Genomic DNA, 23,711 nt, shown 5'->3' on the forward strand with positions numbered 1-23,711 from the left:
GCTATACCATCGCGGACCATGTCCCAATGAAATCCAAAGGTGGAACAATCACTATGCATGACACGGTAATTCTGGTCGGTTGCGGCAATATGGGCTTCGCCATGCTGAAAGGCTGGCTCGATAGCGGTATCCTCAAGGCGAAAGACGTTTATGTCGTGGAGCCGACCGAAGCGCTTCGTGATCGCGCTGCCGGTGCCGGCGTCCATGCCTTTGCCGATGCTGAAGCCCTGCCCGGCGATCTGAAGCCCCGCATGGTTCTCGTCGCAGTCAAGCCGCAGGTCATGGCACAAGTTCTGCCAACCTATAAGCGCTTCGCACCCGCTGCCACTTTCGTCAGCGTTGCAGCGGGTATTCCGGTCGCCCTTTTTGAAAGCAAGCTTGGCCACGATGCAGCCATTCTTCGCTGCATGCCTAACACGCCTGCCGCCATCGGCAAGGGGATGCTCGTCACATATAAGAACGCCAATGTAAGCGATGAAAATGAAGCCTTCGTCGCGCGCCTGCTTGAGACATCCGGCAAGGTTGCAAGTGTGGATGATGAAGCGCTTATGGACGTCGTAACCGCCGTTTCGGGTTCCGGGCCTGCCTATGTGTTCCACTTCATCGAGGCACTGACCGATGCCGGTGTGACCGCCGGTCTGCCGCATGAAACGGCCGCACTTCTGGCCATGCAAACCGTAATGGGCGCCGGCGCTCTGGCCGATGCCAGCACGGACACTCCGTCAAAGCTGCGCGAACAGGTGACAAGCCCGAACGGCACCACCGCTGCCGCGCTCGAAGTTCTGATGGGCGGTGACCGGCTCAAGACGCTGGTGGCCGAAGCCGTGGAAGCTGCCCGCAAGCGTTCGGTGGAACTGGGCAAGGCTTAGACAAATAGTCTCGGCACCGCCTCGATGAGCGCTTTGGTGACAGGCGTTTGCGGTGCCGCCAGCAGTTCCCGCGTCGGGCGGCATTCGACAATCCGCCCACGCTCCATCACCGCGATACGATCCGCCATTTGCGCTGCCACGGCGAGATCATGCGTGATGAAAAGATAGGCCGTCTGTGCGGCTTTCTGTATATCCCGCAGCAGGTTGAGAATGGCGCCGCGCACGGTAACATCGAGCGCCGAAACCGCCTCGTCCAGCACGATCAGCGACGGAGCGGTTGCAAGCGCCCGCGCAATCGCGACGCGCTGGCGCTGCCCACCGGAAATCTCATGGACGCCGCGCCGTGCCAGCGCCGGATCAAGCCCGACCGTTTGCAGAAGGCTGGCAATATCGCGCTTGAGCCCATGAATGCGTAGCGGTTCGCGCAGGAGATCGTAGACGCTCGCACGTGGGTTAAAAGCCGAGAGCGGGTCCTGAAACACCATCTGCAAGCGCGCCCGCTGCTTGCGGAGATCGGCCCCTTTGAGTGCCAGCCAGTCCTCGCCTTCAAAACGGATTGTACCGCCTGCAAGCGGGTGAAGCCGCAGCAGTGCCCGCGCCAGCGTGGACTTGCCGCTGCCAGACGGACCGACCAGCGCCAGTGTCTCGCCCGGCTGGATCGTGAGGCTGACACCATTGAGCGCAAGGGCGTCGCCATAGCGTAAAATGAGATCGTCGGCCTTCAGAATCGGATCAACCATGGGCTGCCTCCAGCACCGGCACGGCAGCGATCAGAGCCTTCGTATAATCTGTTTGTGGGTCAGAAATGATCGTTCGAGCGGAGCCAAGTTCCACCAGCACGCCCCGCCGGAAAACCGCGATACGATCCGCCAGTCCCGATGCCAAAGCGATGTCATGGGTAATGAAGATCAGCGTCATCCCATCTGTACGCACCAGTTCGCGCAGGAGAGAAACAATCTCCTTCTGCACGATGGTGTCGAGCGCGCTTGTCGGCTCATCCGCGATCAGCAGGCGCGGACCGGCGGCAATGGCGAGCGCAATTGCGATGCGCTGTTTCTGCCCGCCTGAAAACTGGTGCGGATAGCGCGAAAAACTTAGCTCAGCTTGCGGAATATGAACCCGCTGCAAGAGGCTGACTGCTTTGGCTTTCGCTGCTGCTTTGTCGATTTTCGCATGGGCACGAATGGTCTCGACAAGTTGCGCGCCCACCGTCATCAGCGGATCGAAGCTCGATGCCGGGTCCTGAAACACGAAGCCAATGTCGCGTCCCGGCAGCAGCTTACCGTCTGCCCATTCCATATTGCCCGAAATGCGTGCATTGGCTGGCAGGAGCGAAGCCAGCGCCAGCGCCAGCGTGCTTTTGCCCGAGCCGCTTTCGCCGATGATTGCGAGAGTTTCACCGCGCCGAACATCAAGATCGATATTCTCTAGGGCCGTTTCACGGCCATAGCGCACGCAAAGCTGCTCCAGCCGGACGATCACCGTCATGACTGCACCTCGCGCCGGGACAAGGCGTTCGTCAGTCCCTCGCCCGCCAGATAGACGCCCACAACAGTCAATGCCAGCGCCAGTCCCGGCAGGATCGAAAGCCAGGGTGCGGAACGCAGGACCGTGCGCCCTTCGGCGATCATGCCGCCCCAGGTGACGCGGTTCGGATCGCCCAGCCCCAGAAAGGACAGAGCCGCTTCGATCAATATGGCGGAAGCGACGATCACCGGCACCAGCGCCAGAACCGGCGGCAGAGCGTTGGGCAGCATCTGACGGAAAGCGATTTCCATCGGATGCATGCCGATGACGCGGGCGGAAGCCACGTAATCGCTTTCGCGGATTGTGAGCACCTGCCCGCGCGTGAGGCGCGCAGCCTGCGTCCAGCTTGAAAGCGCAATTGCTGCAATCAGCACCGGCAGTGTCGGCCCGGCAATGCTGACCAGCGCTAACGCCAGCAGAAAGCCCGGCACGGTCTGGAAGGCTTCCGTGATCCGCATCAGGACTTCATCGACGATGCCGCCCGCAAAACCGGCCAGCGTCCCGATGATACTGCCGAGGATAATTGAGGCCAAGGCAGCGGCCAGCCCAACGCCAAGCGATGTGCGCGCACCATAGAAAAGCTCGGCCAGAACATTGCGTCCAAGCCGGTCGGTTCCGAAAATAAAATCTGTATTGTCAAACGGTTGCAGCAGCGGCGTTGAGACAATGCTTAAAGGATCGGCGGGAAAGATGAGAGGTGCGGCAAGTGCTGCCAGCACGAGCAACGCCAGCAGGATTGCGCCTGCTAAACCCTCACTCGTTCTGAAATAACGTTTCACCCCGGTCATATCCCACCGCCTCCGGCCGCGATACGCGGATCGAGCCAGAGATAGATCAGGTCGATCAGGAAATTGACCACGATTACCATGATGGCGCTGACCAGAATGACGCCGAGCAGAAGCGGCGTGTCACGGCTTGCGACGGCCTCCTGCGCAAGCCGTCCCAGCCCTGGCACGGCGAAAACGCTTTCGATCACCACACTGCCGCCGAGCATGGATGCGGCCTGCAGGCCCAGCACGGTGACGAGCGGCAGCAACGCGTTGCGCGCCACGTGGCGCAGGACAATGCGCGAATGCGAAATGCCCCTTGCCCGCAAGGCGTGCACGAAATCCATGCGCCATATGTCGGCCATGGCGGCGCGCATGACCCGCAGGTAAAGCGCCAGATAAATCACCGCCAGCGAAACGACCGGCAGCACCAGATGAACTGCAATATCGCCTGCCCGCGCCAGCCCATGCTTGCCGGAAGCGATTGTTTCAATGCCGCTCGACGGCAACCAGCGCAGCCTGATTGAAAAAAGGATGACCAGCACGAGCGCCAGCCAGAAACCGGGGATCGCATAGAGGATCAGCGAGGCCACGGAGAGAAACCGGTCGCGAAAGCTTCCAGGCTTTGCCCCTGCCACGATGCCAAGGAGCGACCCTGCGGCAAAAGACAAGGCAGTCGCCGCCCCCATCAAAAGAAGTGTGTTGGGCAAGCGTTCCAGTATAACGTCGAGAATGGGCCGGTTGAAACTGACGGACCAGCCAAGATTACCCTGCGCAAGGGCTGCCAGATAGGCCCCGAGCCGATGCCAGACCGACTGATCCAGCCCCCAGCGCGCGCGCATTTCGGCAATCGTTGCCGCATCGCCGCCGAATGTCACGGCATAGGCGTCAACGGCATCGCCCGGCGCGCTTTCTGCCAGGAAAAAGCAGCCGACAATGACAATCAGCAGCACGATGAAGCTGCCGAGCAGTCGTTTGCGGAAAAGGGCCAGAATCTGTTTCACAATGACAGGATACAATCAATCGGAAAGGTTCGTCACTGCTCCAGCCACGTATCCGCCCAGTTGGAAACAGCCCAGCGAGGATTGTTGGAAACATTCTGCACGCGGTCACGGGCAACGGTGATGAAACCCCATTCCGCCACGTTAATCAGTGGCAAATCCGCCTCCACCATCTGCTGGAACTGATGATAGAGCGTCGTGCGCTTTTTCTCATCGATTTCGCGTGCGGCTTTGGCGATCAGCGCGTCCAGTTCAGCATTGGCATAGCCGCCCTGATTGGAAAACGGCACGCCTGCCGGGATACCGCTTTCGACCAGAATTGTCGTGGATATGGCCGGATCGCCGCGATAAACCGTCGGTGCAATTGCCAGATCGAAGTTATGGTCGGTGTAAACCGCCTTCTGGTGCGCGGCGGAATCATTATTGACAATACGCGCATCGATACCAACTGCTGCGAGCGCCTGACGCAGATAATCGCCGAACTGTTTCGTTTCATTGAAATAGGGCGCAGGAAGAAGCTTGAGCGTGAAGCGCGTGCCGTCCTTGCCCAGCTTGTAACCAGCCTCGTCCAGAAGCGCATTCGCCTTCGCGACGTCGAACGGATAGGATGGCACGTCATCGGTATAAAACTGGCTGTCATAACGCGGCACAGGACCAGTCGAGGTCTTGGCGTAACTGAGGAAAATCGTCTTCACCACAAAATCGCGGTCGATCGCATGAGCGATTGCCTGCCGAACCTTCAGGTCCGCCAGTTCCTTGCGGCGATGGTTGATTTCCACCACGAGCTGATAGGTCAGCGCTTCATAGCCTTTGGAGATGACCGTGAGGCCCGGAACCTTCGAGATACGGTCCAGATCGGCGAGCGGCACGGCGGAAAAGGCGGCGAGGTCGATTTCTTCAGCCTCCAGCGCGCCTGCCGCTGCGGCACGGTCCGGCAATACGCGATAAACGATCTCATCCAGATAAGGCTCACCCTCGCCCCAGTAATCGTCGTTGCGCGTCAGTCGGTAATATTCGCCGGTCTTGTGTTCGGCATATTTGAACGGACCGGTTCCGACGAGCTTCTCATTGGCCGGATTGGCCATGATGTCAGTTCCTGCGAAGACATGCTTCGGCAGCACTGCGGTCAGCGCGGGCAAGGCATTGCGGATAAGCTGGAAAGGCGTCGGCTCGGAGAAATGGAAAATGGCGGTAAGGTCATCCGGCGTTTCAACCTTCTCCAGCGCCTTGAACACGACACGTCCCAGGTTTTGCAGCGGTTTCCAGACTTCCATGGCCGAAAATGCCACATCCGCCGATGTGAAAGGCGTGCCGTCATGCCATTTGACGCCTTCGCGCAAGTGGAACGTCGCCGTCAGCCCGTCGGTCGAACCTTCCCAGCTCGTGGCAAGCCGCGGCGCGAGACCATTTTCACCTTCGAAAGACGCTTCCGCCAGAGGCTCAACCACCTTGCTTGCGACGAAGAAAACGCCATTGGACGCAACGATGGCCGGGTTCAGATTGCGCGGCTCTGAATCTGCGGCCACGACCAGCCGCCCGCCTTTCTGCACCTCACCAGCCGCTTTCGACCGTTGCGGCCAGACGGCGACAGCGGCTAAAGCGGTCGACCCCGCCAGAAAAGCCCTACGCGACAGAACCAGTTGAGCCATATCCATTGCCCCGCAATCACATTTTCATTTGCTAAGAGCCTGATCCAAAAGTCGCCCTGTGCGTGCGAAAATTACCATTTTCGCACACACATGCCGCTTTTTGATTCAGGCTCTGATTTTTTTATACCAGTCGCCTGCAAATGACAGGAGCAAAACCTGTCACCCGAACAATAAATATCGAAAAACACTTCGTTTTCCGGCATATTTAACCGTCAAGTAAAAATAATATTTCAACAGTTTGCTAGCTTATTATTGCAGTATTTCAACCTATGCGTTTGAATTATTTTTCCGATAAAAGCTTATTTAAAGAAAATCGCCTCTTGCCAAACAGGCATTCTTCCGTAGATCATGGTTAATTATGTGTTGTCGCATTTCGTGAGCTTCCATTTTGACACGGCACACATAGACCACTGAAGAGCAATTCATGGCTCTTGTTTAAATGCATTTGTTCGCCCCAATTCATTCACCTGGCAACAAATGCCCCCTGAAAGCTGAACCAATAGGAAGAGAGGAAACAGAAATGTCTAGTTTGCTGCCCCCGCTTCATGACGGTCACGCACCGATCTATCTGCATCATGCATTCCAGGATGCAGTCGACGCCTATGAAGATTGGGCTCTGGAAACGACCGAGCCGTCCGTTCAGGTAAACGGCAAGGTCACACGGATCAGCGTTATCTTCCGTCGCCTGTGGAACTGCACCGATATGGTGCCGCGCCACACGCTGGAAGCGCTGAAGGATATCGTTCCGACCGGCTTCATTCATGCCGAACACTGGAAGGAAACGCCCACATTTGCAGAAGCAGCCCGCATCATGCGCGCTGCTCTGGAAGGGCGCAAGGCACGACGGCTCCCGGTCGTGTGCTGATTTTCCCGAACCCCACAAAGGAAACGGGCGGATTTTCCGCCCGTTTTGCATTCGACTGCTGATCCTTCGACAAGCTCAGGATGAGGTTCGACAGTTCTGGATGAAGGAAGCCGAGCCTATCCGGCCACCAGCGCTTAAGAGCCTGAAACAAAAAGCTGCATGAGCGCTGGAACGCAGGCAAATTGCCATTTGCAGCCAAACAGGATGACTTTTGGAACAGGCTCTAAACAACGGGATCGAGCTTGCGGAACCGCACGCGGGCGCTGCGTTCGATGGCGGCAACGGTCAGTTCATCGAGCGTCCAGCGGTCACGCAACATCTGGAGGAACTCCAGCTCCTCCTGCTCCACATGCAGATCGGCGGCAGCCACTTCGACAGCCAGCGCATAGGCCGTATCGTAGAGGCGTTCCGGCAGGGCTTCATGAGCGAGGTCGAGAATCTTCTCCAGACCGTCTTCATAGGCCAGCAGCGCATAGCAATCATTGGCAAGCTGCGGCAGACGCCCGGTATCGAAACCACGGAAAACCGGCAGGCGCGTCACCACATTGCCGATGGATTCCAGCTCGGCATCGGTCATGGTGGTGTCGGCTGCAGACGTCGTAATCATGATATAGACGAGTGCATCCTGCGGGGTGATCTTTTTCATCGCGTACTCCTGCACAACAATGGCCGGAATCAAATCCAACGGCCCAAATTGGTTTGAAAGTTAGGAAGCCGCATCCCGTTGCGCAAGGAAATTCGGTCGCAACCGTTGACGGACAGTGGTTGCCGCGCCATAGAGCAGTATGCGCCTTACTTGCGCGTAAGTTTTAACGAGTAGCCCCCTTCACAGGATTGAACCATGACCTCGCACCGCCTTCCCGAAATCACGCTGACCCCGGAACTGACCGTGGCGGCTGCGGAAGCGAAAGCATGGCCTTTTGAAGAAGCGAATAAAATCCTCAAGCGCTATGCAAAGACCGGACTGCCGGAGACGGTGATCTTCGAGACCGGCTATGGTCCTTCCGGCCTGCCGCATATCGGCACGTTCGGCGAAGTGGCGCGCACCTCGATGGTGCGCCATGCCTTCCGCATCCTGACCGAAGACAAGGTCAAGACGCGCCTGATCTGCTTTTCGGACGATCTCGACGGCATGCGCAAGATTCCGGACAATGTGCCGGACAAGGCAGCCCTTGAGCCCTATCTGCAAATGCCGCTTTCGACCGTTCCGAACCCGTTCGGCGGCGACTACAAGAGCTTTGCCGACCACAACAACGCCATGCTGTGCCGCTTCCTCGACACTTTCGGCTTCGATTACGAATTCGCCAGCGCGACCGAATATTACAAGTCCGGCAAGTTCGACGCCGTGCTTCTCAAGGCCGTCGAGCGCTATGACGACATCATGAAGGTGATGCTGCCGACGCTCGGCGAAGAACGCCAGGCGACCTATAGCCCGTTCCTGCCGATCTCGCCGAAGTCCGGCCGCGTGCTTTACGTGCCGATGAAGAGCGTGGATGCCAAGGCTGGCACCATCACCTTCGACGATGAGGACGGTGTTGAAACCACGCTGTCCGTCACAGGCGGCAAGGTGAAACTGCAATGGAAACCAGATTTCGGCATGCGCTGGGCAGCGCTCGGCGTCGATTTCGAAATGTTCGGCAAGGACCACCAGACCAATGCGGGCGTTTATGACCGCATTTGCGAAATCCTCGGCGGCCGCGCGCCGGAACATTTCGTCTATGAACTGTTCCTCGACCAGCTTGGCCAGAAGATTTCCAAATCCAAGGGCAACGGCATTTCCATCGATGAATGGCTGGCCTATGCGCCGACCGAAAGCCTTGCACTTTACAATTTCCAGAAGCCGAAGACCGCCAAGCGGCTTTACTTCGATGTCATCCCGAAGGCGGTGGACGAATATTTCGCCCATCTTTCGGCCTATCACCGCCAAGGAAACATGGAGTGGAAGGACAGGCTGAACAATCCGGTCTGGCATATTCATTACGGCAACCCGCCGAAGGTGAACCTGCCGGTTACATTCGCGCTGATGCTCAATCTGGTCAGTGCATCGAATGCCGAAAATCCGGCTGTGCTGTGGGGTTTCATCTCGCGCCACGTGCCGGGTGTTACGCCGGAAAACAATCCGGAGCTCGACGCGCTCGTCGGCTATGCGATCCGTTACTTCAACGATTTCGTGAAGCCGACCAAGCAGTTCCGCGCCCCTGACGATGTAGAACGCGCAGCGCTCGAAGCGCTGGATGCCAAGCTTTCAACGCTGCCTGCCGGCACCGATGGCAACGACATCCAGAATGCCATTCTTGATGTTGCTCGCGCCATTGAGCGTTATCAGGACCATACCAAGAAGAGCCCGGAAGGCGGTCCCGGCGTTTCGGTTTCCTTCTTCCAGATGCTCTATGAAGTACTGATCGGCCAGGAACGCGGGCCGCGCTTCGGTTCCTTCGTCGCGCTCTACGGCATCGACGAAACCCGCGCGCTGATCAAGAAAGCTCTGGCTGGCGAACTGGCGTAAGCTTCAAGATACAGAACGAAAAAGCCCCGCATCGTGCGGGGCTTTTTTCATTTCAGGACCGGAATTACCGCAAGAGGTGTCGTTTTTTTGTCATTGTGCAGGCGGCGCGGGCGGAAAATCCCCCTGTGGCTGTGGGGGCGGCGAAGACGGCTGCGGCTCCGTTTCAGGGGCCAGCGGCGAAGGATTATCCATCATATTGCCGCTATCCGGCTCCGGATTGGGCAGCGACGTATCAGGCTTCTCGCCGAAGATGCCGAGGCGAGCCTCCACAGCCTTGCGGCCCGCTTCGTCATAGGCACCGCCTGGAACAGCCTTCGCCCAGCCATTGGCGACGAGCCATGCGGCTGCATCTTCATTGCCCAGCGTGCATTCGGTTGCGACTGCCGCACCGCTGTCGTTTTCAGGCAGGCGGCACATGACGGCACGGGAGCGCAGCCATTGCCGGAAGGCAGTGCGCGCCTGCATGCCGCATGGCCAGCTTTCGCCGGAAGCTGTCTGGCATGTCTGTTCCACCGGCACGATTTCAATGCCCTGCAGTTCGATCATGCGGCCCTGGCTTTCCAGCCGTCCGGCCGCCACCGCGACAGGGCGCTGCAAAAGCTGCATCTGTTCGCCAGCATCGACAGGTGTGGCCGGTGCAGGCGGCTCTGGCGGCTTGGGCGTGGATGCAAGACCGAGATCGCTCAGCGGCGGACGCGGTGCCTCGCGTTGTATGTCACCTTCATTGGATTGATCGTTAGCCTTGCCGTTTTCGGGCGATGCAGGCGACTGCCCTTCAGCGGGTGCGGCCTCGCCCGGCTGCGGTGAGGTCCCCTCCGGTGCATTGCCCGTTTCAGGCTGTGTTCCCGGTTCATTATAGTCGAACTGTTCGACAACGATGCCGTTACCCGCACCAGAGCCGGTCTGTGTGTCACCGGAATTGATGACGACGACAGGTCGATCCAGCGCACCATAAAACGGCGCCGCGAAGGCTGCGACCAGAACTGCACCTGTTATGCCAGCCAGACCGCCGAAAACGGCACGTGCATGGCTTCTGTCCTGCGATTGCGCCATTACTGGCTCGCCCACAAAATGCGGGCGACCCATTCGATATCCTTCGACTCGAAGATGCGGTTCGGATGTTCGGGATTGAGCGAGTGAAGCTCAATGGTTCGCGGCGTCTGGCGATGCAGGATCTTGGCCATCACTTCTCCGTCTTTCGTTCGCACCACCACGCGATCGCCCCGGCGAATGGCGGTATTGGGTGCAACGATCAGCGTATCGCCATCACGGTAAAGGGGCAACATCGAGTCACCCGAAACCTCCAGCGCATACACACCTTCCCCCGATCCGGCGGGAAATTCCACAATGTCCCAGCCTTGCCCCGCCGGGAAACCGGCATCGTCGAAATAGCCGCCCGCACCGGCTTCAGCCATGCCGAGCAATGGAATGGACTGCATGTCCTGCGTATATTCGCCGAATTGCGGCGTGCGGTTTTCGCCCTGAATGAGCCGCGTGAACTCATCGAAGCTCGAGCCGGTTGCTTCCATCACCTTGGCGAGCGATTCCGTCGAAGGCCAGCGCGCGCGCCCGTCGGAAGCATAGCGCTTGGATTTGTTAAAGGTCGTTGGGTCCAGCCCCGCCCGGCGCGCCAGCCCGGACGCACTCAGGGAATGACGTTCAGCCAGAGCATCAATGGCCGCCCACACGCTCTCGTGAGAAAACATAGTCATGATCCGCCACGTAGGTTCCAACATATCTTCCTGAACAGTCCCCATCAGGAAAGATATGCTTCAAAGGATTTTAAACCTAATTTCCGTCCCATCTTCGGCTTCAACCTACCGAAAAAGCGATAATTACGCAAGCCGGCTGAATTAACAGGGAAAATTTTCTTATTTTCAGACTATGGCATTTCAGCAAAAGCGGAACGCGCAAACAAAAAGCGCGGCATGAAACATGCCGCGCCTGATAATTTTGCGAAGGAAGGAGCTTACGCTGCCTTCTTCGTCTCCGTCTTGTACGGGTTGAAGCGCTGATAGAAGCTTTCGCCGTTTTCGGCCATGTCGAGCAGAAGCTTCGGCGCCTTAAACTGCTGGCCGTATTTCTTCTGCAACTCCTTGGCAAGCTTGACGAATTTCTTCGCGCCCATGCCATCGATATAAGACAGCGTACCACCTGTATAAGGCGCAAAACCGAAAGCGAGAATGGAGCCGACATCGGCTTCACGCGGATCGGTGACAATGCCTTCTTCCATCACGCGGGCAGCTTCCAGAGCTATGGTGACGAGGAAGCGTTCCTTCAGCTCCTTCACATCGATCTTGTCAGGATTCTGCTGCGGATAGAGATCCTTGAGGCCCGGCCATAGATGCTTCTTGGCGGGCTTTGCCGGATAATCGTAGAAGCCCTTGCCGTTCTTGCGGCCCTTGCGGTCGAACTCGTTGACGAGACGGTCCACCAGTTCCACATGGCGCGGATCAACAGCCTTCTCACCAAGATCGGCAAGCGTTGCCTTGAGGATTTTCTGCGACAGGTCGATAGCGGTTTCGTCGTTGAGCGCCAGCGGACCAACCGGCATGCCGGCCATGCGGGCGGCATTTTCGATCATCGCAGCAGGCACACCTTCAACGAGCATGTTGTAGGCTTCCGACATATAGCGCAGCACGCAACGATTGACGTAGAAGCCGCGCGTGTCGTTGACGACAATCGGCGTCTTCTTGATCGCACGAACATAGTCGAGTGCTACGGCCAATGCCTTGTCGGAGGTCTTCTTGCCGAGGATCACTTCCACCAGCATCATCTTGTCGACAGGCGAGAAGAAGTGGATTCCGATGAAGTTCTTCGGACGCTTGGAGACTTTCGCAAGACCGGTAATCGGCAGGGTCGAGGTGTTCGACGCGAAGACAGCAGAAGTTTTCAACACTTCCTCGGCCTTTTCAGTCGCCACGCGCTTGACTTCGCGGTCCTCGAACACGGCCTCGATCACCAGATCGGCGCCTTCGAGAAATGCGTAATCCGGCGTTGCCGTGATAAGCGACAGGAGCTTTTCCTTGTCGGCTTCCGTGGCGCGGCCCTTCTGCATTTCCTTGGCGATAAGGTCAGCCGTGTGCGTCTTGCCCTTATCGGCTGATTCCTGATCGCGGTCGATCAGCACAACCGGGATGCCAGCCTTGGCCGTGACATAGGCAATGCCTGCACCCATGAAGCCAGCGCCGATAACGCCGATCTTCTTGAGCTTGGTCGGCTTCTCATCGACCGGACGGCGTGCGCCCTTGTTCAGTTCCTGCAGCGACACGAACAACGAGCGGATCATCATGCCCGCTTCGGTCGTCTGGAGGATTTCCGTGAAGTAGCGCTGCTCGATTTTGAGGCCAGTATCGAATGGGACCAGCAGGCCTTCATAAACCGACTTCAGGATAGCGAGCGCTGCCGGATAATTGCCGGATGTTTCGCGACGCAGAATTGCGGTTGCAGCAGGCCAAAGGTTCGCACCGGCAGCCGAATAGATCGCTCCACCCGGAAGCTTGAAGCCCTTTTCATCCCATGGCTGAACCGGCTTGAGACCGCCCTTGATGAGCTTCTTTGCAGTTTCGACCAGCTTCTTGGCCGGAGCAATCTCCGTGACGAGACCCATTGCCTTGGCGCGCTGCGCAGTCAGGCTGGAGCCGGTCGTCATCATCTGAAGCGCGTCCTGCTGGTTGGCAAGGCGCGGAACGCGCTGCGTGCCGCCAGCGCCCGGAAACAGACCGACTTTCACTTCCGGCAGGGCCATTTTCACGCCCGGCGCATCGGATGCCACGCGGGCATGGCAGGCGAGCGACATTTCAAACGCGCCGCCCATGCAGGTGCCGTTGATCGCCGAAACCCAAGGCTTGCCGCAGGTTTCAAGCTTGCGGAAAAGGCCGCTCATCTTGCCGACATTGTCGAACAGGGCCTGGACCGCACCTTGTGGGTCCTTGGCCTTTTGCTTCTGGAACTCCTTGAACATGCCTTCCAGCATGGTCAGATCGGCGCCACCGGAGAAGCTCTCCTTGCCGGATGTTATAACAACACCCTTGATCTTGTCGTCGGCAGTCACCGCATCGATGATGGAATTCAATTCCTGCATCGCCTCGACAGTGAAGACGTTCATCGACTTTTCAGGCATGTCCCAGGTAACGAGAGCGATGCCATCGGCGTCGGTTTCAACTTTGAAATTCGTGTAAGCCATTCGTAGAACCTCCCTCGTCTTAAACGCGCTCGATGATCGTCGCCGTGCCCATGCCGGCACCGATGCACAAGGTCACCAGCGCGGTGTTGAGATCGCGGCGTTCCAGCTCATCCAGCACCGTACCGAGGATCATTGCGCCGGTTGCACCGAGCGGATGGCCCATGGCAATGGCGCCACCATTGACGTTGATCTTGTCGTGCGGAATGTCGAAGGCCTGCATGTAGCGCAGAACAACAGCCGCGAAGGCTTCGTTCAGCTCGAACAGGTCGATGTCCGAGATTTTCATCTTCGCCTGCTTGAGAAGCTTCTCCGTCACATCGACCGGACCGGTCAGCATGAGCGCCGGTTCGGAACCGATATTGGCAAAAGCACGAATGCGCGCACGCGGCTTGATGTCGAAGGCCTTGCCAGCCTTCCTGGAGCCAACCAGAACGCCAGCCGCACCATCGACGATGCCCGACGAGTTACCGGCATGGTGGACGTGATTGACGGTTTCGATTTCCGGATGGGCCTGAATGCCGACCGCATTGAAGCCGCCCATCTCACCCGGCATCACAAAGGACGGATTGAGCTGGCCCAGAGCCTGCATATCGGTCGTCGGGCGCATATGCTCGTCATGATCGAGAATGGTCAGGCCATTCTGGTCCTTGATCGAAATGACCGAATTCTTGAAATAGCCCTTTTCCCACGACTTGGCAGCGCGCTTCTGGCTTTCGACGGCATAGGCATCAACGTCATCGCGGCTGAAACCATATTTCGTGGCGATCAAGTCGGCGGAAACGCCCTGCGGCATGAAATAGCCGGGGAAGCCGACCGATGGGTCCATGTACCAGGCGCCGCCCGACATGCCCATGCCCACGCGCGACATGCTTTCCACGCCGCCAGCAATCACCAGATCGTCGGAACCAAAGGCGACCTTGGCTGCCGCCAGATTGACCGCATCGAGGCCCGAAGCGCAGAAGCGCGAAATCTGGATGCCCGGCGCCTTGAAGTCGTAACCGGCTTCAAAGGCGGCAGAACGCGGAATGACTGCGCCAGCTTCGCCGACCGGATCGACGCAGCCGAAAATAATGTCATCGACCTTTGCAGTATCGATGCCGTTGCGGTCGCGCAGGGATTCCAGAACCTTCGCGCCCAGACGCACGGCAGGCACTTCGTGCAGGCTGCCATCCTTCTTGCCACGTCCGCGCGGTGTGCGCACGTGATCGTAAATATAAGCCTCAGCCATGTTGACTCCTTCCCGCTAAATTCGAAATTTAGCTCAATCCCTAACTCAGAATTTGTCCGCGTTGAGCGCCATCATCGAATCCGCACCCGACTGGATGCGTGCGAGATGTGCTGCGCTTTCCGGCATGATCCGCTCGAAATAATAGCGTGCGGTGACAAGCTTGGCTTCGAAGAAAGCCTTGTTGCCTTCACCACTGCCAAGCTTTTCTTCGGCGATCTTGGCCATGCGCGCCCACATGAAGCCGAGCGCCACCAGACCGAAGAGATGCATATAGTCATTGGAGGCTGCACCGGCATTGTCGGGCTTGGCCATCGCATTCTGCATCAGCCACATGGTAGCGGCCTGAAGATCGTTGAGGCCCTTCTTCAGATGCTTGGTGAAGAAGGAAAGCTTTTCGTTCTCGCGATTGGCTTCACAGAATTCGCCCACTTCCTTGAAGAAGGCAGTAACCGCGCGACCGCCATTCAGTGCCAGCTTGCGACCGACGAGATCGAGCGCCTGAATGCCGTTTGCGCCTTCATAGATCATGGCGATGCGCGCATCGCGCACATACTGGCTCATACCGTGTTCTTCGATATAACCGTGGCCGCCGAAGACCTGCTGCGCCATGACGGCGTGTTCAAAACCCTTGTCGGTCAGAACGCCTTTCAGAACCGGCGTCAGAAGCCCAACGAGGTCGTCTGCTGCCTGACGTTCCGCTTCATCGCCTGCACGATGGGCAATATCGGAATTGAGTGCCGTCCAGAGGATAAGCGCGCGACCGGCTTCGTTAAAAGCGCGGATGTTCATGAGGTTGCGGCGAATATCCGGATGCACGATGATCGGATCGGCCTTCTTGTCCGGTGCTGCGGCACCCGAAAGCGCACGACCCTGAATGCGCTCACGCGCATAGATAGCAGCATTCTGGTAAGCGGTTTCGGCGATCGAAAGGCCCTGCAGCGCCACACCAAGCCGCGCTTCGTTCATCATCGTGAACATGGCGCGCAGGCCCTTATGCGCCTCGCCGATCAGAAAGCCCTTTGCCTCGTCATAATTCATGACGCAGGTGGCATTGCCGTGAATGCCCATCTTTTCTTCGATGGAACCGCAGGAAACGCCATTGCGCTCGCCCGGATTGCCATCGGCATCAAGAATGAACTTCGGCACGATGAACAGCGAAATGCCCTTCACACCTTCCGGCGCGCCGTCGATACGGGCCAGCACCAGATGGATGATGTTTTCCGACATATCGTGTTCGCCAGCCGAGATGAAAATCTTCTGGCCAGAAATCTTGTAGCTGCCGTCTTGCTGTGGCGTGGCGCTGGTGCGCAGCAGGCCCAGATCCGTACCGCAATGCGGTTCGGTCAGGTTCATGGTGCCGGTCCAGGTGCCTTCCACCATCTTCGGCAGATAGGTGTCCTTCTGCTCATCGGTGCCGTGGGTCAGGATCGCGGCAATCGCGCCCTGTGTCAGGCCCGGATACATGGTGAGCGCCATATTGGCCGACGACATATATTCGCCGACAGCCGTGTGCAGGAGATAGGGAAGCCCCTGTCCGCCATATTGTTCGGGCACAGCGAGACCAAGCCAGCCGCCTTCACGATACAGATCATAAGCCTGCTTGTAGCCCTTCGGCGTCGTCACCGAACCGTCCGAATGACGCTTGCAGCCTTCTCGATCAGCGGTCTGGTTGACCGGGAACAGGGTGCCTTCGGCGAGCTTCGCGCCTTCAGACAGGATTGCCTCGACGACATCGGGCGACGCGTCGGCAAAGCCCGGCAGGTTGTTGTAGCGCTGATAATTCAGAACGTCGTTGAGAACGAAATTGGTATCCTCAACTGGCGCGCGATAGCTCGGCATAGAAATCCTCCAAATTCACCACCTGAGCCGTTCCGCGATGGCTGGAACGAGCCCGTAACCGCGTTTCATGCCTGCATGCCACATTATAGCAAAACGTTGTGACAGCGCGCATGTTGCAACAAAAAGGGATGATTTCCTGCGAAAATAGCCATTTTTGCCGCTTTTTCGACCGAGCGTCTCACGGAATCCGCACTCACCCGATCAATTCCGGATCGAAGCTAACCTACTTTGACGTTTCCGTAAACGTCAAAAATTACACAAGTTCGTGCGGGATGGGGAAATGCTGCTGTAATCGCCGCGTCGCGTTGATTTCCTACACTGCTTGCCGCCCAACAATGCCTGTTCTCCTCCGGCAATGAGAGCGTCTATCCGGCAGCAATACCCAACGACCTGAATCCGTTGCAACTGGCGGCTCGCCTAATTCAGATCAAATAATGATGTAAAGATATAAACATTTCTTTATGTAATATTGACACTCACACGCAATTGCGACAGACTGGATTTTGTCGTGGTTCTTCACCGGAATGGTCTGGTGAAGCTAAGAGGGAAGCCGGTGCGCCTTATGGCAAGGCCGGAGCTGCCCCCGCAACTGTAAGCGGCGAGCCGATATTCATGACGCCACTGGTGCAAATCCGGGAAGGCGAATAGAGGCGATGACCCGTAAGCCAGGAGACCTGCCCCGACATATATCGTCCATGGGCGGGGTGTCCTGATGTGTCGCATTTACAACCAGCTTCCTGAGGCCGGTTTGTGTCACGCACATTCAAATGACCTCGCCCCCAACTTGTATCGGGGTTATGCAGTCATGTCTAAAGCTACCATCACAACAGCCACCTTGGGCGTACCGCGCATCGGTCGGCGCCGCGAATTGAAATTCGCGCTTGAAGCCTATTGGGCCGGGAAATCATCTGAAACGGAGTTGCTGACTATCGCCAGTGCCTTGCGCGCCGCCAACTGGAAAGAGCAACGCGATCAGGGCATCGTGAAAATTCCGTCCAACGACTTTTCGCTTTACGACCACGTGTTGGATATGGTGGTCACGGTCGGCGCAATTCCGGCTCGTTACGGGTGGAACGGCGGCGAAGTCTCACTCGACACCTATTTCGCAATGGCGCGCGGAAGTCAGGGGGAAGTGGATTCCTGCGGGCATGCCCATCATGGCCATGGCATAACCGCGATGGAAATGACCAAGTGGTTTGACACAAATTATCACTACATGGTCCCGGAACTCTCCGACGATCAGGAATTCAGGCTTTCCAGCACCAGGATTATCGACCATTTTCTGGAAGCCAAGGCTTTGGGCATTCACACGCGCCCTGTCATTCTTGGCCCGGTGACGTTCCTGAAGCTTGCAAAATCGACTTCCGACGGCTTCAATCCCATAGCGCTTTTACCAAAGCTTCTGCCTGTCTACGAACAATTGCTGCGAGAACTTACTGTTGCAGGCGCCGATTGGGTGCAGATCGATGAACCGGCACTCGTACTCGATCTCATTCCCAACGAGCTGGCTGCATTCGAACTCGCCTATAAGCGTTTGACATCAGTATCCGGGCCAAAAATTTTGCTCACAACCTATTTTGGAGCGCTGGGTGCCAACCTCGATACCGCCATATCCCTGCCAGTGGCCGGCCTGCATGTCGATCTTGCCCGGGCACCGAAGCAACTTTCCGAAGTCGTATCGAAACTCGCTCCGGAAAAAATCCTTTCTCTCGGCGTGATCGACGGTCGCAATATCTGGCGCACGGACCTCGTTTCGATCATTGACGAGGTGCAGCCGGTCATCGAGCGACGTGGTCCGCAATCCGTTGAAATCGCGCCTTCCTGCTCGCTGCTTCATATACCGATCGACCTGACGCTTGAAGCCGATCTCGACGCCGATCTGAAGAACTGGTTGGCCTTTGCAGCCCAGAAGTTTGAAGAACTGGCCGTTCTGGGACAGGCATTGGCATCCGGGAAAAGTACTGTTCTGCCACAGCTCAAGGCCGCAAGCGAGGCCATCGCAGCGCGTGCAGCGTCGGCCAAGGTTCACAACAAGGCTGTTGAACAGCGCGTTGCATCTGTTGAAAGCAGTATGAAAAAGCGTACCAGCGCTTTTGGTAAACGCCAGAGGTTGCAGAGTGACAGGCTTGGCCTGCCGCGCTTTCCCACCACGACAATCGGTTCTTTTCCACAGACCGCTGAGGTCCGCAGAGCCCGCGCCTCTCACAACAAGGGAGAAATCAGCGACAGCGACTATGAAACCTTCATTCGCAGGGCCACCGAAGCGGCCATCCGCTGGCAGGAAGAAATCGATCTCGATGTTCTGGTTCATGGCGAGTTCGAACGAAACGACATGGTGCAGTACTTTGGCGAAAAGCTATCGGGCTTCGCTTTCACCAAACATGCATGGGTTCAAAGCTACGGATCGCGCTACGTTCGCCCGCCGATCATCTTCGGAGACGTTTCGCGCCCCGAACCGATGACCGTCGGATGGTGGAAATATGCCCAGTCCCTGACCTCACGCCCCGTCAAGGGCATGCTGACGGGGCCTGTGACGATCCTGAACTGGTCTTTCGTTCGTGACGATATTCCACGCGCTGAAACCTGCCGCCAGATCGCATTTGCCATCCGCGACGAGGTGATCGATCTTGAAAAGGCCGGAGCGGCTATGATCCAGATTGATGAGGCTGCCTTGCGCGAGGGGCTTCCATTGCGCCGCCCGGACTGGAAAAACTATCTTGACTGGGCGGTTGAATGCTTCCGCATCTGTTCGAGCGGCGTTTCTGACAAGACGCAGATTCACACGCATATGTGCTATTCGGAATTCAACGACATTATCGATGCGATTGCGGATATGGATGCAGACGTGATTTCGATCGAGACATCACGCTCGCGCATGGAATTGCTTGATGCTTTCAAGTCGTTCAAATATCCGAATGAGATCGGACCGGGCGTCTATGACATCCACTCGCCGCGTGTACCGGAAGTATCTGAAATGACGAACCTGCTTTCGCTCGCTCGCCAACGACTTTCGGACGGTCAACTCTGGGTTAATCCGGATTGCGGTTTGAAGACACGCAAATGGGAAGAAGTCCGCCCGGCTCTTGTCAATATGGTGGCCGCTGCAAAGGCTCTCCGCGCACAGGCATAAGCTCAAAACGATCCCTCGTGCCGATCCGCCGGTACGAGGGCCTCACTATATTCGTTCAACGTCCGCAAAAACCGCCTGAGCATTTTCGATCCGGCGGCCTGTCTGGACGGTTTTAAAATCCGAAATTTTCGGGAATTATGTTACGCAGCAGAAGAGGTCGCAGGTGCGGAAGCGACCGGGGTTCTCGACCGTGCGGGAGCAACCTTCTTCTTCGGCTTCGGCAGCAAACCTTCGCGCTGCGCCCGCTTTTTCGCATCCTTGCGCGCACGGCGAATAGCCTCACCCTTCTCACGCGCGCGCTTCTCCGAAGGCTTTTCATAAGCCCTGCGTTCTTTCAGTTCGCGGAGAATTCCCTCGCGCTGCATCTTCTTCTTGAGCACACGCAGCGCCTGATCAACATTATTATCTCTTACCAGTACTTGCAATTTAGCTCCTTTCCTGGCCGCACAGAAACCGATAAAATGCAATCATTTCATCGTACTGGCTACGACCTGCCTCTATTCATCCGTTTTGCACGATTGCACAATACAGCTATGGGACCGGCTATAGTGCGAGCCTATCGCGCTCAAGGCGCGCAGCTTTCAATCGTTCGGTCTTGGCATCCACCGCAGCTTTTTCATGCTTCAGGATAGCCTTTGCCGTCTTGTCGGTTATGGCGCTCTTGGCTTCCATACGCGAAAGCGGCTTCTTGAACAGCGTATCCTCGGTCAGTCCTGCCGATTTTTGTTCGAGCATTCTACTTACTCCCGATGAAGAGTCGCTTCACACTTTTCGAGCGGCTCTGGTTAAAGCGGAGTCGTTGGAACCACTCTATCCATTTGTTTTTACGCATGTCTTTGTCCCGAAACCGGTTCCCACTTTCGAGAGACATGCTTCAGGATGGACTCCAAAATAAAAAAGGCCGGGAGAAACCCGACCTTTCAATCGCCTCAACAATCAGTGCCAGTACATCCGTGGTCAAAGATCGGAGACAATAACTTAGCGCCCGAGTTAAAGCGCCTGAAGATTATCAGCGGCTTTCTTGCCGGAGCGACGATCCGCCACCAACTCGAAGCTCACCTTCTGACCCTCATTGAGCGTATGCATACCTGCACGCTCAACTGCAGAGATGTGAACAAACACGTCCGGTGAACCATCATCAGGCTGAATAAATCCGAAGCCTTTGCCGCTATTAAAGAATTTTACTGTTCCGTTTGCCATAGAGAATTCCTTTCAATTCGCATGGTTGAAGAATAACGAAATAATTTTCGTCGCGATTTTACGAAATTGAAAGAAAAGTCATGACGCTTTATGCGCCTTGTCGTTCGATGACAAAATCGATTTTTAATAGATATACCCTTATTCCACCCTCTACAAGGGTAGCAGGTTAATTTTATTTTTTCACCATCAATTCGATTTCGCCATAATTCTTTCAATAACACCGGAAATCGGGCGATATGCATGCCAGAAATACCAAAAAATATTGAACATTTTCGGCGAACAAAAATTTACAATTCAAATTCTATTGCGGGCGAAAGACAGGTGTTTCTGCCCTTGAACTCCAGTCGCGAAGCTGTGATCGCGCGTGAATTGTTTTGATCGGGTTCGCTATGGAACCAGGCAAATTCATCGCTACCTCAATAGATGCGGATCGGCCCGGCATAGTTGAATGAATATGCGAGTTGACGATCCCACGGAGGAGCGCAATCCGATTGGCGCTATTCGGGAGATGACTGAAATGCGGTACCACCTTATGGCTGCCATTGCGGCAGGTGTTTCGCTGTTTTCATTTGCTGCACATGCAGAAGATTTCACTAAAGGCACACTGAAATCCTACGATCGGGCGAGCCAGGTCGTCACTTTGACCAACGGTCAGAGCTTCGAACTCTATCCGCCTTATCATCCGAATGTACGGCCTGGTGAACGGGTTGTCGTTGACTGGCAGAGCAATCTGAACGGCGATGATCACGCCGATTTTGTCGGCCCGGCATCAATGCACCACATGTAACCGGAAAGAAAGGCGGCAGAATTGCCGCCTTTCTTCTATCCATTTGCCGCCCAAGGCTTACTTGACCCATACAACGCGGCGCGTCTGCGTATCGATCAGCGCCGGACGATCCTCCACATAGACGTAGGCATAGGCCGGCTGCTCAGGAACGGCGACCAGCGGCACATTATCAGGGATGACCGTGCCTTCGGCAATATCGCCTTCGATGACAACCGGATCGACCGGATTGGTTTCGATGTAGGTTACAACTTCGTTTGGAACCAGCGGCCCGGCATTCGGCCCTTCGGTATAATAAACGACCTGGCGGTTCTGCATGGAAACAATCACCGGTTCACCATTGACATAGACGTAACCGAAATCGGGATTGTCAGGGATCGGATGAACCGCGATAGCATCGGGTAGAACATAGCCGTCACTGATATCGCCCTCAACGACGACCGGGTCCGAAGGGTTTGCGATGACATAATCACGCGCTGCCTGAGGCACTTCGATAAGCACTCGATCCTGTGCCAGCGCAAAACCGGAGCTGGCGAGAAACGCCGCTGCGGTCAGAACAAGAGCTTTCTTCATTTTCAGCCTCACTTTCGCGTTAAGTCGCAAGGCTGAAATAACCGGGCTGATATGTCGAAGTTCCGGCAGAAGGGTACACTTCCTGCGACAGGCTGAAACATTCCCCTTGCAGGTGGCGCTCACGCGGCCGAGCTGGCTGAGGCAACACATTCGAGCGTGCGCAAATATACCCAAACTAAAAAGATAAGGTCGAATAATTGTGAACAGTAGTTTGATCGTTCAAATTGCTCCAGAACGAGCGCAGCGATTCACGAGTTAATACATATTCTCCAGAACTCCCAGGCCCCTGGCTTCGGGAGATCGCCTTGCAGATAAATCAGCGATCCGGAAATTACATTTTGTTTTTTAGTGATAATTAAATTAGGCGTCGCCGATTGAAAAATTTTACCCAGCAAATTGCTATTTTAAGATCGATCTAAATCCAGTTAAGATGGCCGTGTTTTCAATGAACAGGAGGTTTTTAAACTTTTTCATATTGCTAAGCGCAACCCGTTCTCACTTTGCAAGCAACATCTGTGTTGGTCAATTAGACTGAAACACGCCTGTAGAGAAAAACGGAGAATGCAAAACGGCTTGTATAATACTGATACAGGGTTAGGCCATTCCGTCATTCCCCCGTATGGCGTCAGGGTCTGGATTGCATTCTGGAAGCGTTGATTTTTGATTATATTTTTTATTACGAATGAATAGGCTGCCCTTGTCTGTCCCATCATCCAGACAAAGGCAGCCACATTTAATTGTGCCAGATGCGTGCAATCAGCGTATTGGTCGCTCCATCCGTGCCAGAATGGCCCGAAGCTCTTCAACGGACCGATCAATCTCATCCTTCTTCATCTCAAGTTCCAGGAGTTTTTCCTTGAAGCGCGTGCGCAGGCCTTCTGTATCCGCCGGATCGGTGGTGCCATTTTCCCACACGCTGATCAGTTGTCCCATCTCGCTCAACGTGAAGCCAATGCGCCGTCCAAACAGGATGAGACGCAAGCGCGTATGGTCGTTGTAATCGTAAAGTCGCGTCACACCTGCACGACGCGGATTAAGCAGTCCCTTGTCTTCGTAAAAGCGCAAGGCCCGCAACGTCAGGTCGAACTCTTCTGCGAGATCGCCGATCCGGTATAGCTGACCGCCTGACTGATTTTCCTTTCGTGCATTCCCGCTTGCACCGGTCAGCAAATCTGCAATCGCTATATCTGCCACCTGCCCTGGCGCGTTTGTTTGTTTACTCATGTTCTACCCTGTTTCCGCCCCCGGAAACGCCCGGTCACCGCGCGATTGCGCGATGGAACCACTGTTGATGACAGCCCACATTGACATTGCTGTCAGTGCCGCAGCTTCGATTTACATTTGCCGCCGCGATTCACGCATCTTCCATACCCGATAGGTCCGCTTTTCATGCCGGACTGCCTTCGACCTGCCGAATTCAACCCGCTCAACCGTGGGATGCCTTTCCGTACCCACTAAAGCACGCACTTAGCCGCATATATTAACGAGTTATTTACCACGTTTGGACAAATGTAAGCAGAGCAAATTCTTGCCAGTTGCGTCGCAGAATTTGCTTCCGGCGGTCTCTATCATTGGAAAAAGTGAATT

General features: G+C 56.2%; 21 protein-coding genes and 1 riboswitch. Of the genes, 5 read left to right on the plus strand and 16 right to left on the minus strand.

Annotation, left to right across the window (positions count from 1 at the left end):
* Positions 1-53: 53 nt before the first annotated feature.
* Positions 54-869, plus strand: coding sequence for a pyrroline-5-carboxylate reductase (gene proC, locus F9K94_RS17125; protein ID WP_151647157.1), 816 nt, complete (start codon positions 54-56; stop codon positions 867-869).
* Here the strand turns inward: proC and F9K94_RS17130 are convergent.
* From F9K94_RS17130 to F9K94_RS17150, 5 genes are read right to left on the minus strand one after another with little or no spacing between them, the layout of a single operon-like run.
* Entirely contained in the window at positions 866-1,609 is a 744-nt protein-coding gene (locus F9K94_RS17130; protein WP_151647159.1) for an ABC transporter ATP-binding protein, read from the minus strand. The two genes, proC and F9K94_RS17130, sit on opposite strands and share 4 nt — an antisense overlap.
* Positions 1,602-2,357: an ATP-binding cassette domain-containing protein gene (locus F9K94_RS17135; RefSeq protein ID WP_151647161.1), complete on the minus strand. Its 756-nt coding sequence runs from the start codon at positions 2,355-2,357 to the stop codon at positions 1,602-1,604. The genes F9K94_RS17130 and F9K94_RS17135 overlap by 8 nt, the downstream gene beginning before the upstream one ends.
* Positions 2,354-3,184 (minus strand): ABC transporter permease, encoded by an 831-nt coding sequence (locus tag F9K94_RS17140; protein WP_151647163.1) that lies wholly within the window; start codon positions 3,182-3,184, stop codon positions 2,354-2,356. The genes F9K94_RS17135 and F9K94_RS17140 overlap by 4 nt, the downstream gene beginning before the upstream one ends.
* Complete coding sequence (locus F9K94_RS17145; RefSeq protein WP_151647165.1) at positions 3,181-4,182, minus strand: ABC transporter permease; 1,002 nt, start codon at positions 4,180-4,182, stop codon at positions 3,181-3,183. The genes F9K94_RS17140 and F9K94_RS17145 overlap by 4 nt, the downstream gene beginning before the upstream one ends.
* Before the next feature lie 17 nt (positions 4,183-4,199).
* Positions 4,200-5,813, minus strand: a complete 1,614-nt coding sequence (locus F9K94_RS17150; RefSeq protein ID WP_151647167.1) for an ABC transporter substrate-binding protein — start codon at positions 5,811-5,813, stop codon at positions 4,200-4,202.
* 520 nt (positions 5,814-6,333) lie between these two features.
* Here F9K94_RS17150 and F9K94_RS17155 point away from each other — a divergent pair.
* Entirely contained in the window at positions 6,334-6,678 is a 345-nt protein-coding gene (locus F9K94_RS17155; RefSeq protein ID WP_151647169.1) for a BRA0787 family protein, read from the plus strand.
* Between the two features lie 223 nt (positions 6,679-6,901).
* On the opposite strand, the gene F9K94_RS17160 is transcribed toward F9K94_RS17155, so the two are convergent.
* Entirely contained in the window at positions 6,902-7,324 is a 423-nt protein-coding gene (locus F9K94_RS17160; RefSeq protein WP_061346917.1) for a tellurite resistance TerB family protein, read from the minus strand.
* A gap of 195 nt (positions 7,325-7,519) precedes the next feature.
* On the opposite strand from F9K94_RS17160, the gene F9K94_RS17165 reads away from it, so the two are divergent.
* Positions 7,520-9,184, plus strand: a complete 1,665-nt coding sequence (locus tag F9K94_RS17165) for a lysine--tRNA ligase (RefSeq protein WP_151647170.1) — start codon at positions 7,520-7,522, stop codon at positions 9,182-9,184.
* A 90-nt stretch (positions 9,185-9,274) separates the two neighbouring features.
* On the opposite strand, the gene F9K94_RS17170 is transcribed toward F9K94_RS17165, so the two are convergent.
* The 5 genes from F9K94_RS17170 to F9K94_RS17190 all read right to left on the minus strand — a co-directional run bounded on the left by F9K94_RS17170 (position 9,275) and on the right by F9K94_RS17190 (position 16,437).
* Positions 9,275-10,237, minus strand: coding sequence for a thermonuclease family protein (locus tag F9K94_RS17170; RefSeq protein ID WP_151647709.1), 963 nt, complete (start codon positions 10,235-10,237; stop codon positions 9,275-9,277).
* On the minus strand, positions 10,237-10,890 hold the full coding sequence (locus tag F9K94_RS17175) for a S24 family peptidase (protein WP_061346914.1): 654 nt from the start codon (positions 10,888-10,890) through the stop codon (positions 10,237-10,239). The genes F9K94_RS17170 and F9K94_RS17175 overlap by 1 nt, the downstream gene beginning before the upstream one ends.
* Before the next feature lie 263 nt (positions 10,891-11,153).
* Positions 11,154-13,370 carry a 3-hydroxyacyl-CoA dehydrogenase NAD-binding domain-containing protein gene (locus F9K94_RS17180; protein WP_151647172.1) on the minus strand — a complete coding sequence of 739 codons (2,217 nt, stop codon included), beginning with the start codon at positions 13,368-13,370 and terminating at the stop codon, positions 11,154-11,156.
* A 19-nt stretch (positions 13,371-13,389) separates the two neighbouring features.
* Positions 13,390-14,598 carry an acetyl-CoA C-acetyltransferase gene (locus tag F9K94_RS17185; RefSeq protein WP_061346912.1) on the minus strand — a complete coding sequence of 403 codons (1,209 nt, stop codon included), beginning with the start codon at positions 14,596-14,598 and terminating at the stop codon, positions 13,390-13,392.
* Between the two features lie 45 nt (positions 14,599-14,643).
* Positions 14,644-16,437 (minus strand): acyl-CoA dehydrogenase C-terminal domain-containing protein, encoded by a 1,794-nt coding sequence (locus F9K94_RS17190; RefSeq protein WP_151647174.1) that lies wholly within the window; start codon positions 16,435-16,437, stop codon positions 14,644-14,646.
* Between the two features lie 492 nt (positions 16,438-16,929).
* Positions 16,930-17,133, plus strand: a riboswitch (cobalamin riboswitch).
* Positions 17,134-17,242: 109 nt separating this feature from the next.
* Between F9K94_RS17190 and metE the strand changes: the two genes are divergently transcribed.
* Positions 17,243-19,567, plus strand: coding sequence for a 5-methyltetrahydropteroyltriglutamate--homocysteine S-methyltransferase (metE, locus tag F9K94_RS17195; RefSeq protein ID WP_151647176.1), 2,325 nt, complete (start codon positions 17,243-17,245; stop codon positions 19,565-19,567).
* A gap of 140 nt (positions 19,568-19,707) precedes the next feature.
* Here metE and rpsU read toward each other — a convergent pair whose 3' ends face one another.
* From rpsU to F9K94_RS17210, 3 genes are all read right to left on the minus strand, one after another.
* A complete protein-coding gene (gene rpsU / locus F9K94_RS17200; RefSeq protein ID WP_061346909.1) occupies positions 19,708-19,992 on the minus strand; it encodes a 30S ribosomal protein S21 in 285 nt (94 codons plus the stop codon).
* 118 nt (positions 19,993-20,110) lie between these two features.
* Complete coding sequence (locus F9K94_RS17205) at positions 20,111-20,302, minus strand: hypothetical protein (RefSeq protein ID WP_151555603.1); 192 nt, start codon at positions 20,300-20,302, stop codon at positions 20,111-20,113.
* A 255-nt stretch (positions 20,303-20,557) separates the two neighbouring features.
* Positions 20,558-20,767 carry a cold-shock protein gene (locus F9K94_RS17210; RefSeq protein ID WP_061346907.1) on the minus strand — a complete coding sequence of 70 codons (210 nt, stop codon included), beginning with the start codon at positions 20,765-20,767 and terminating at the stop codon, positions 20,558-20,560.
* 517 nt (positions 20,768-21,284) lie between these two features.
* Here F9K94_RS17210 and F9K94_RS17215 point away from each other — a divergent pair.
* Positions 21,285-21,554 (plus strand): hypothetical protein, encoded by a 270-nt coding sequence (locus tag F9K94_RS17215; RefSeq protein WP_151555602.1) that lies wholly within the window; start codon positions 21,285-21,287, stop codon positions 21,552-21,554.
* Positions 21,555-21,611: 57 nt separating this feature from the next.
* Here the strand turns inward: F9K94_RS17215 and F9K94_RS17220 are convergent, their stop codons facing one another.
* A complete protein-coding gene (locus F9K94_RS17220) occupies positions 21,612-22,124 on the minus strand; it encodes a DUF1236 domain-containing protein (RefSeq protein ID WP_061346905.1) in 513 nt (170 codons plus the stop codon).
* Between the two features lie 756 nt (positions 22,125-22,880).
* Positions 22,881-23,348, minus strand: coding sequence for a MerR family transcriptional regulator (locus F9K94_RS17225; protein ID WP_151647178.1), 468 nt, complete (start codon positions 23,346-23,348; stop codon positions 22,881-22,883).
* Positions 23,349-23,711: the final 363 nt, after the last annotated feature.

Origin of the sequence: Brucella tritici (genome assembly GCF_008932285.1) — a bacterium.
Lineage (GTDB): Bacteria > Pseudomonadota > Alphaproteobacteria > Rhizobiales > Rhizobiaceae > Brucella > Brucella tritici.

Coding starts and splice junctions, on each gene's coding strand:
- proC (WP_151647157.1), top strand. CDS start 54: ATGCATGACACGGTAATTCTGGTCGGTTGCGGCAATATGGGCTTCGCC.
- F9K94_RS17130 (WP_151647159.1), bottom strand. CDS start 1,609: ATGGTTGATCCGATTCTGAAGGCCGACGATCTCATTTTACGCTATGGC.
- F9K94_RS17135 (WP_151647161.1), bottom strand. CDS start 2,357: ATGACGGTGATCGTCCGGCTGGAGCAGCTTTGCGTGCGCTATGGCCGT.
- F9K94_RS17140 (WP_151647163.1), bottom strand. CDS start 3,184: ATGACCGGGGTGAAACGTTATTTCAGAACGAGTGAGGGTTTAGCAGGC.
- F9K94_RS17150 (WP_151647167.1), bottom strand. CDS start 5,813: ATGGCTCAACTGGTTCTGTCGCGTAGGGCTTTTCTGGCGGGGTCGACC.
- F9K94_RS17155 (WP_151647169.1), top strand. CDS start 6,334: ATGTCTAGTTTGCTGCCCCCGCTTCATGACGGTCACGCACCGATCTAT.
- F9K94_RS17160 (WP_061346917.1), bottom strand. CDS start 7,324: ATGAAAAAGATCACCCCGCAGGATGCACTCGTCTATATCATGATTACG.
- F9K94_RS17165 (WP_151647170.1), top strand. CDS start 7,520: ATGACCTCGCACCGCCTTCCCGAAATCACGCTGACCCCGGAACTGACC.
- F9K94_RS17170 (WP_151647709.1), bottom strand. CDS start 10,237: ATGGCGCAATCGCAGGACAGAAGCCATGCACGTGCCGTTTTCGGCGGT.
- F9K94_RS17175 (WP_061346914.1), bottom strand. CDS start 10,890: ATGTTTTCTCACGAGAGCGTGTGGGCGGCCATTGATGCTCTGGCTGAA.
- F9K94_RS17180 (WP_151647172.1), bottom strand. CDS start 13,370: ATGGCTTACACGAATTTCAAAGTTGAAACCGACGCCGATGGCATCGCT.
- F9K94_RS17185 (WP_061346912.1), bottom strand. CDS start 14,598: ATGGCTGAGGCTTATATTTACGATCACGTGCGCACACCGCGCGGACGT.
- F9K94_RS17190 (WP_151647174.1), bottom strand. CDS start 16,437: ATGCCGAGCTATCGCGCGCCAGTTGAGGATACCAATTTCGTTCTCAAC.
- metE (WP_151647176.1), top strand. CDS start 17,243: ATGTCTAAAGCTACCATCACAACAGCCACCTTGGGCGTACCGCGCATC.
- F9K94_RS17205 (WP_151555603.1), bottom strand. CDS start 20,302: ATGCTCGAACAAAAATCGGCAGGACTGACCGAGGATACGCTGTTCAAG.
- F9K94_RS17210 (WP_061346907.1), bottom strand. CDS start 20,767: ATGGCAAACGGAACAGTAAAATTCTTTAATAGCGGCAAAGGCTTCGGA.
- F9K94_RS17215 (WP_151555602.1), top strand. CDS start 21,285: ATGCGGTACCACCTTATGGCTGCCATTGCGGCAGGTGTTTCGCTGTTT.
- F9K94_RS17220 (WP_061346905.1), bottom strand. CDS start 22,124: ATGAAGAAAGCTCTTGTTCTGACCGCAGCGGCGTTTCTCGCCAGCTCC.
- F9K94_RS17225 (WP_151647178.1), bottom strand. CDS start 23,348: ATGAGTAAACAAACAAACGCGCCAGGGCAGGTGGCAGATATAGCGATT.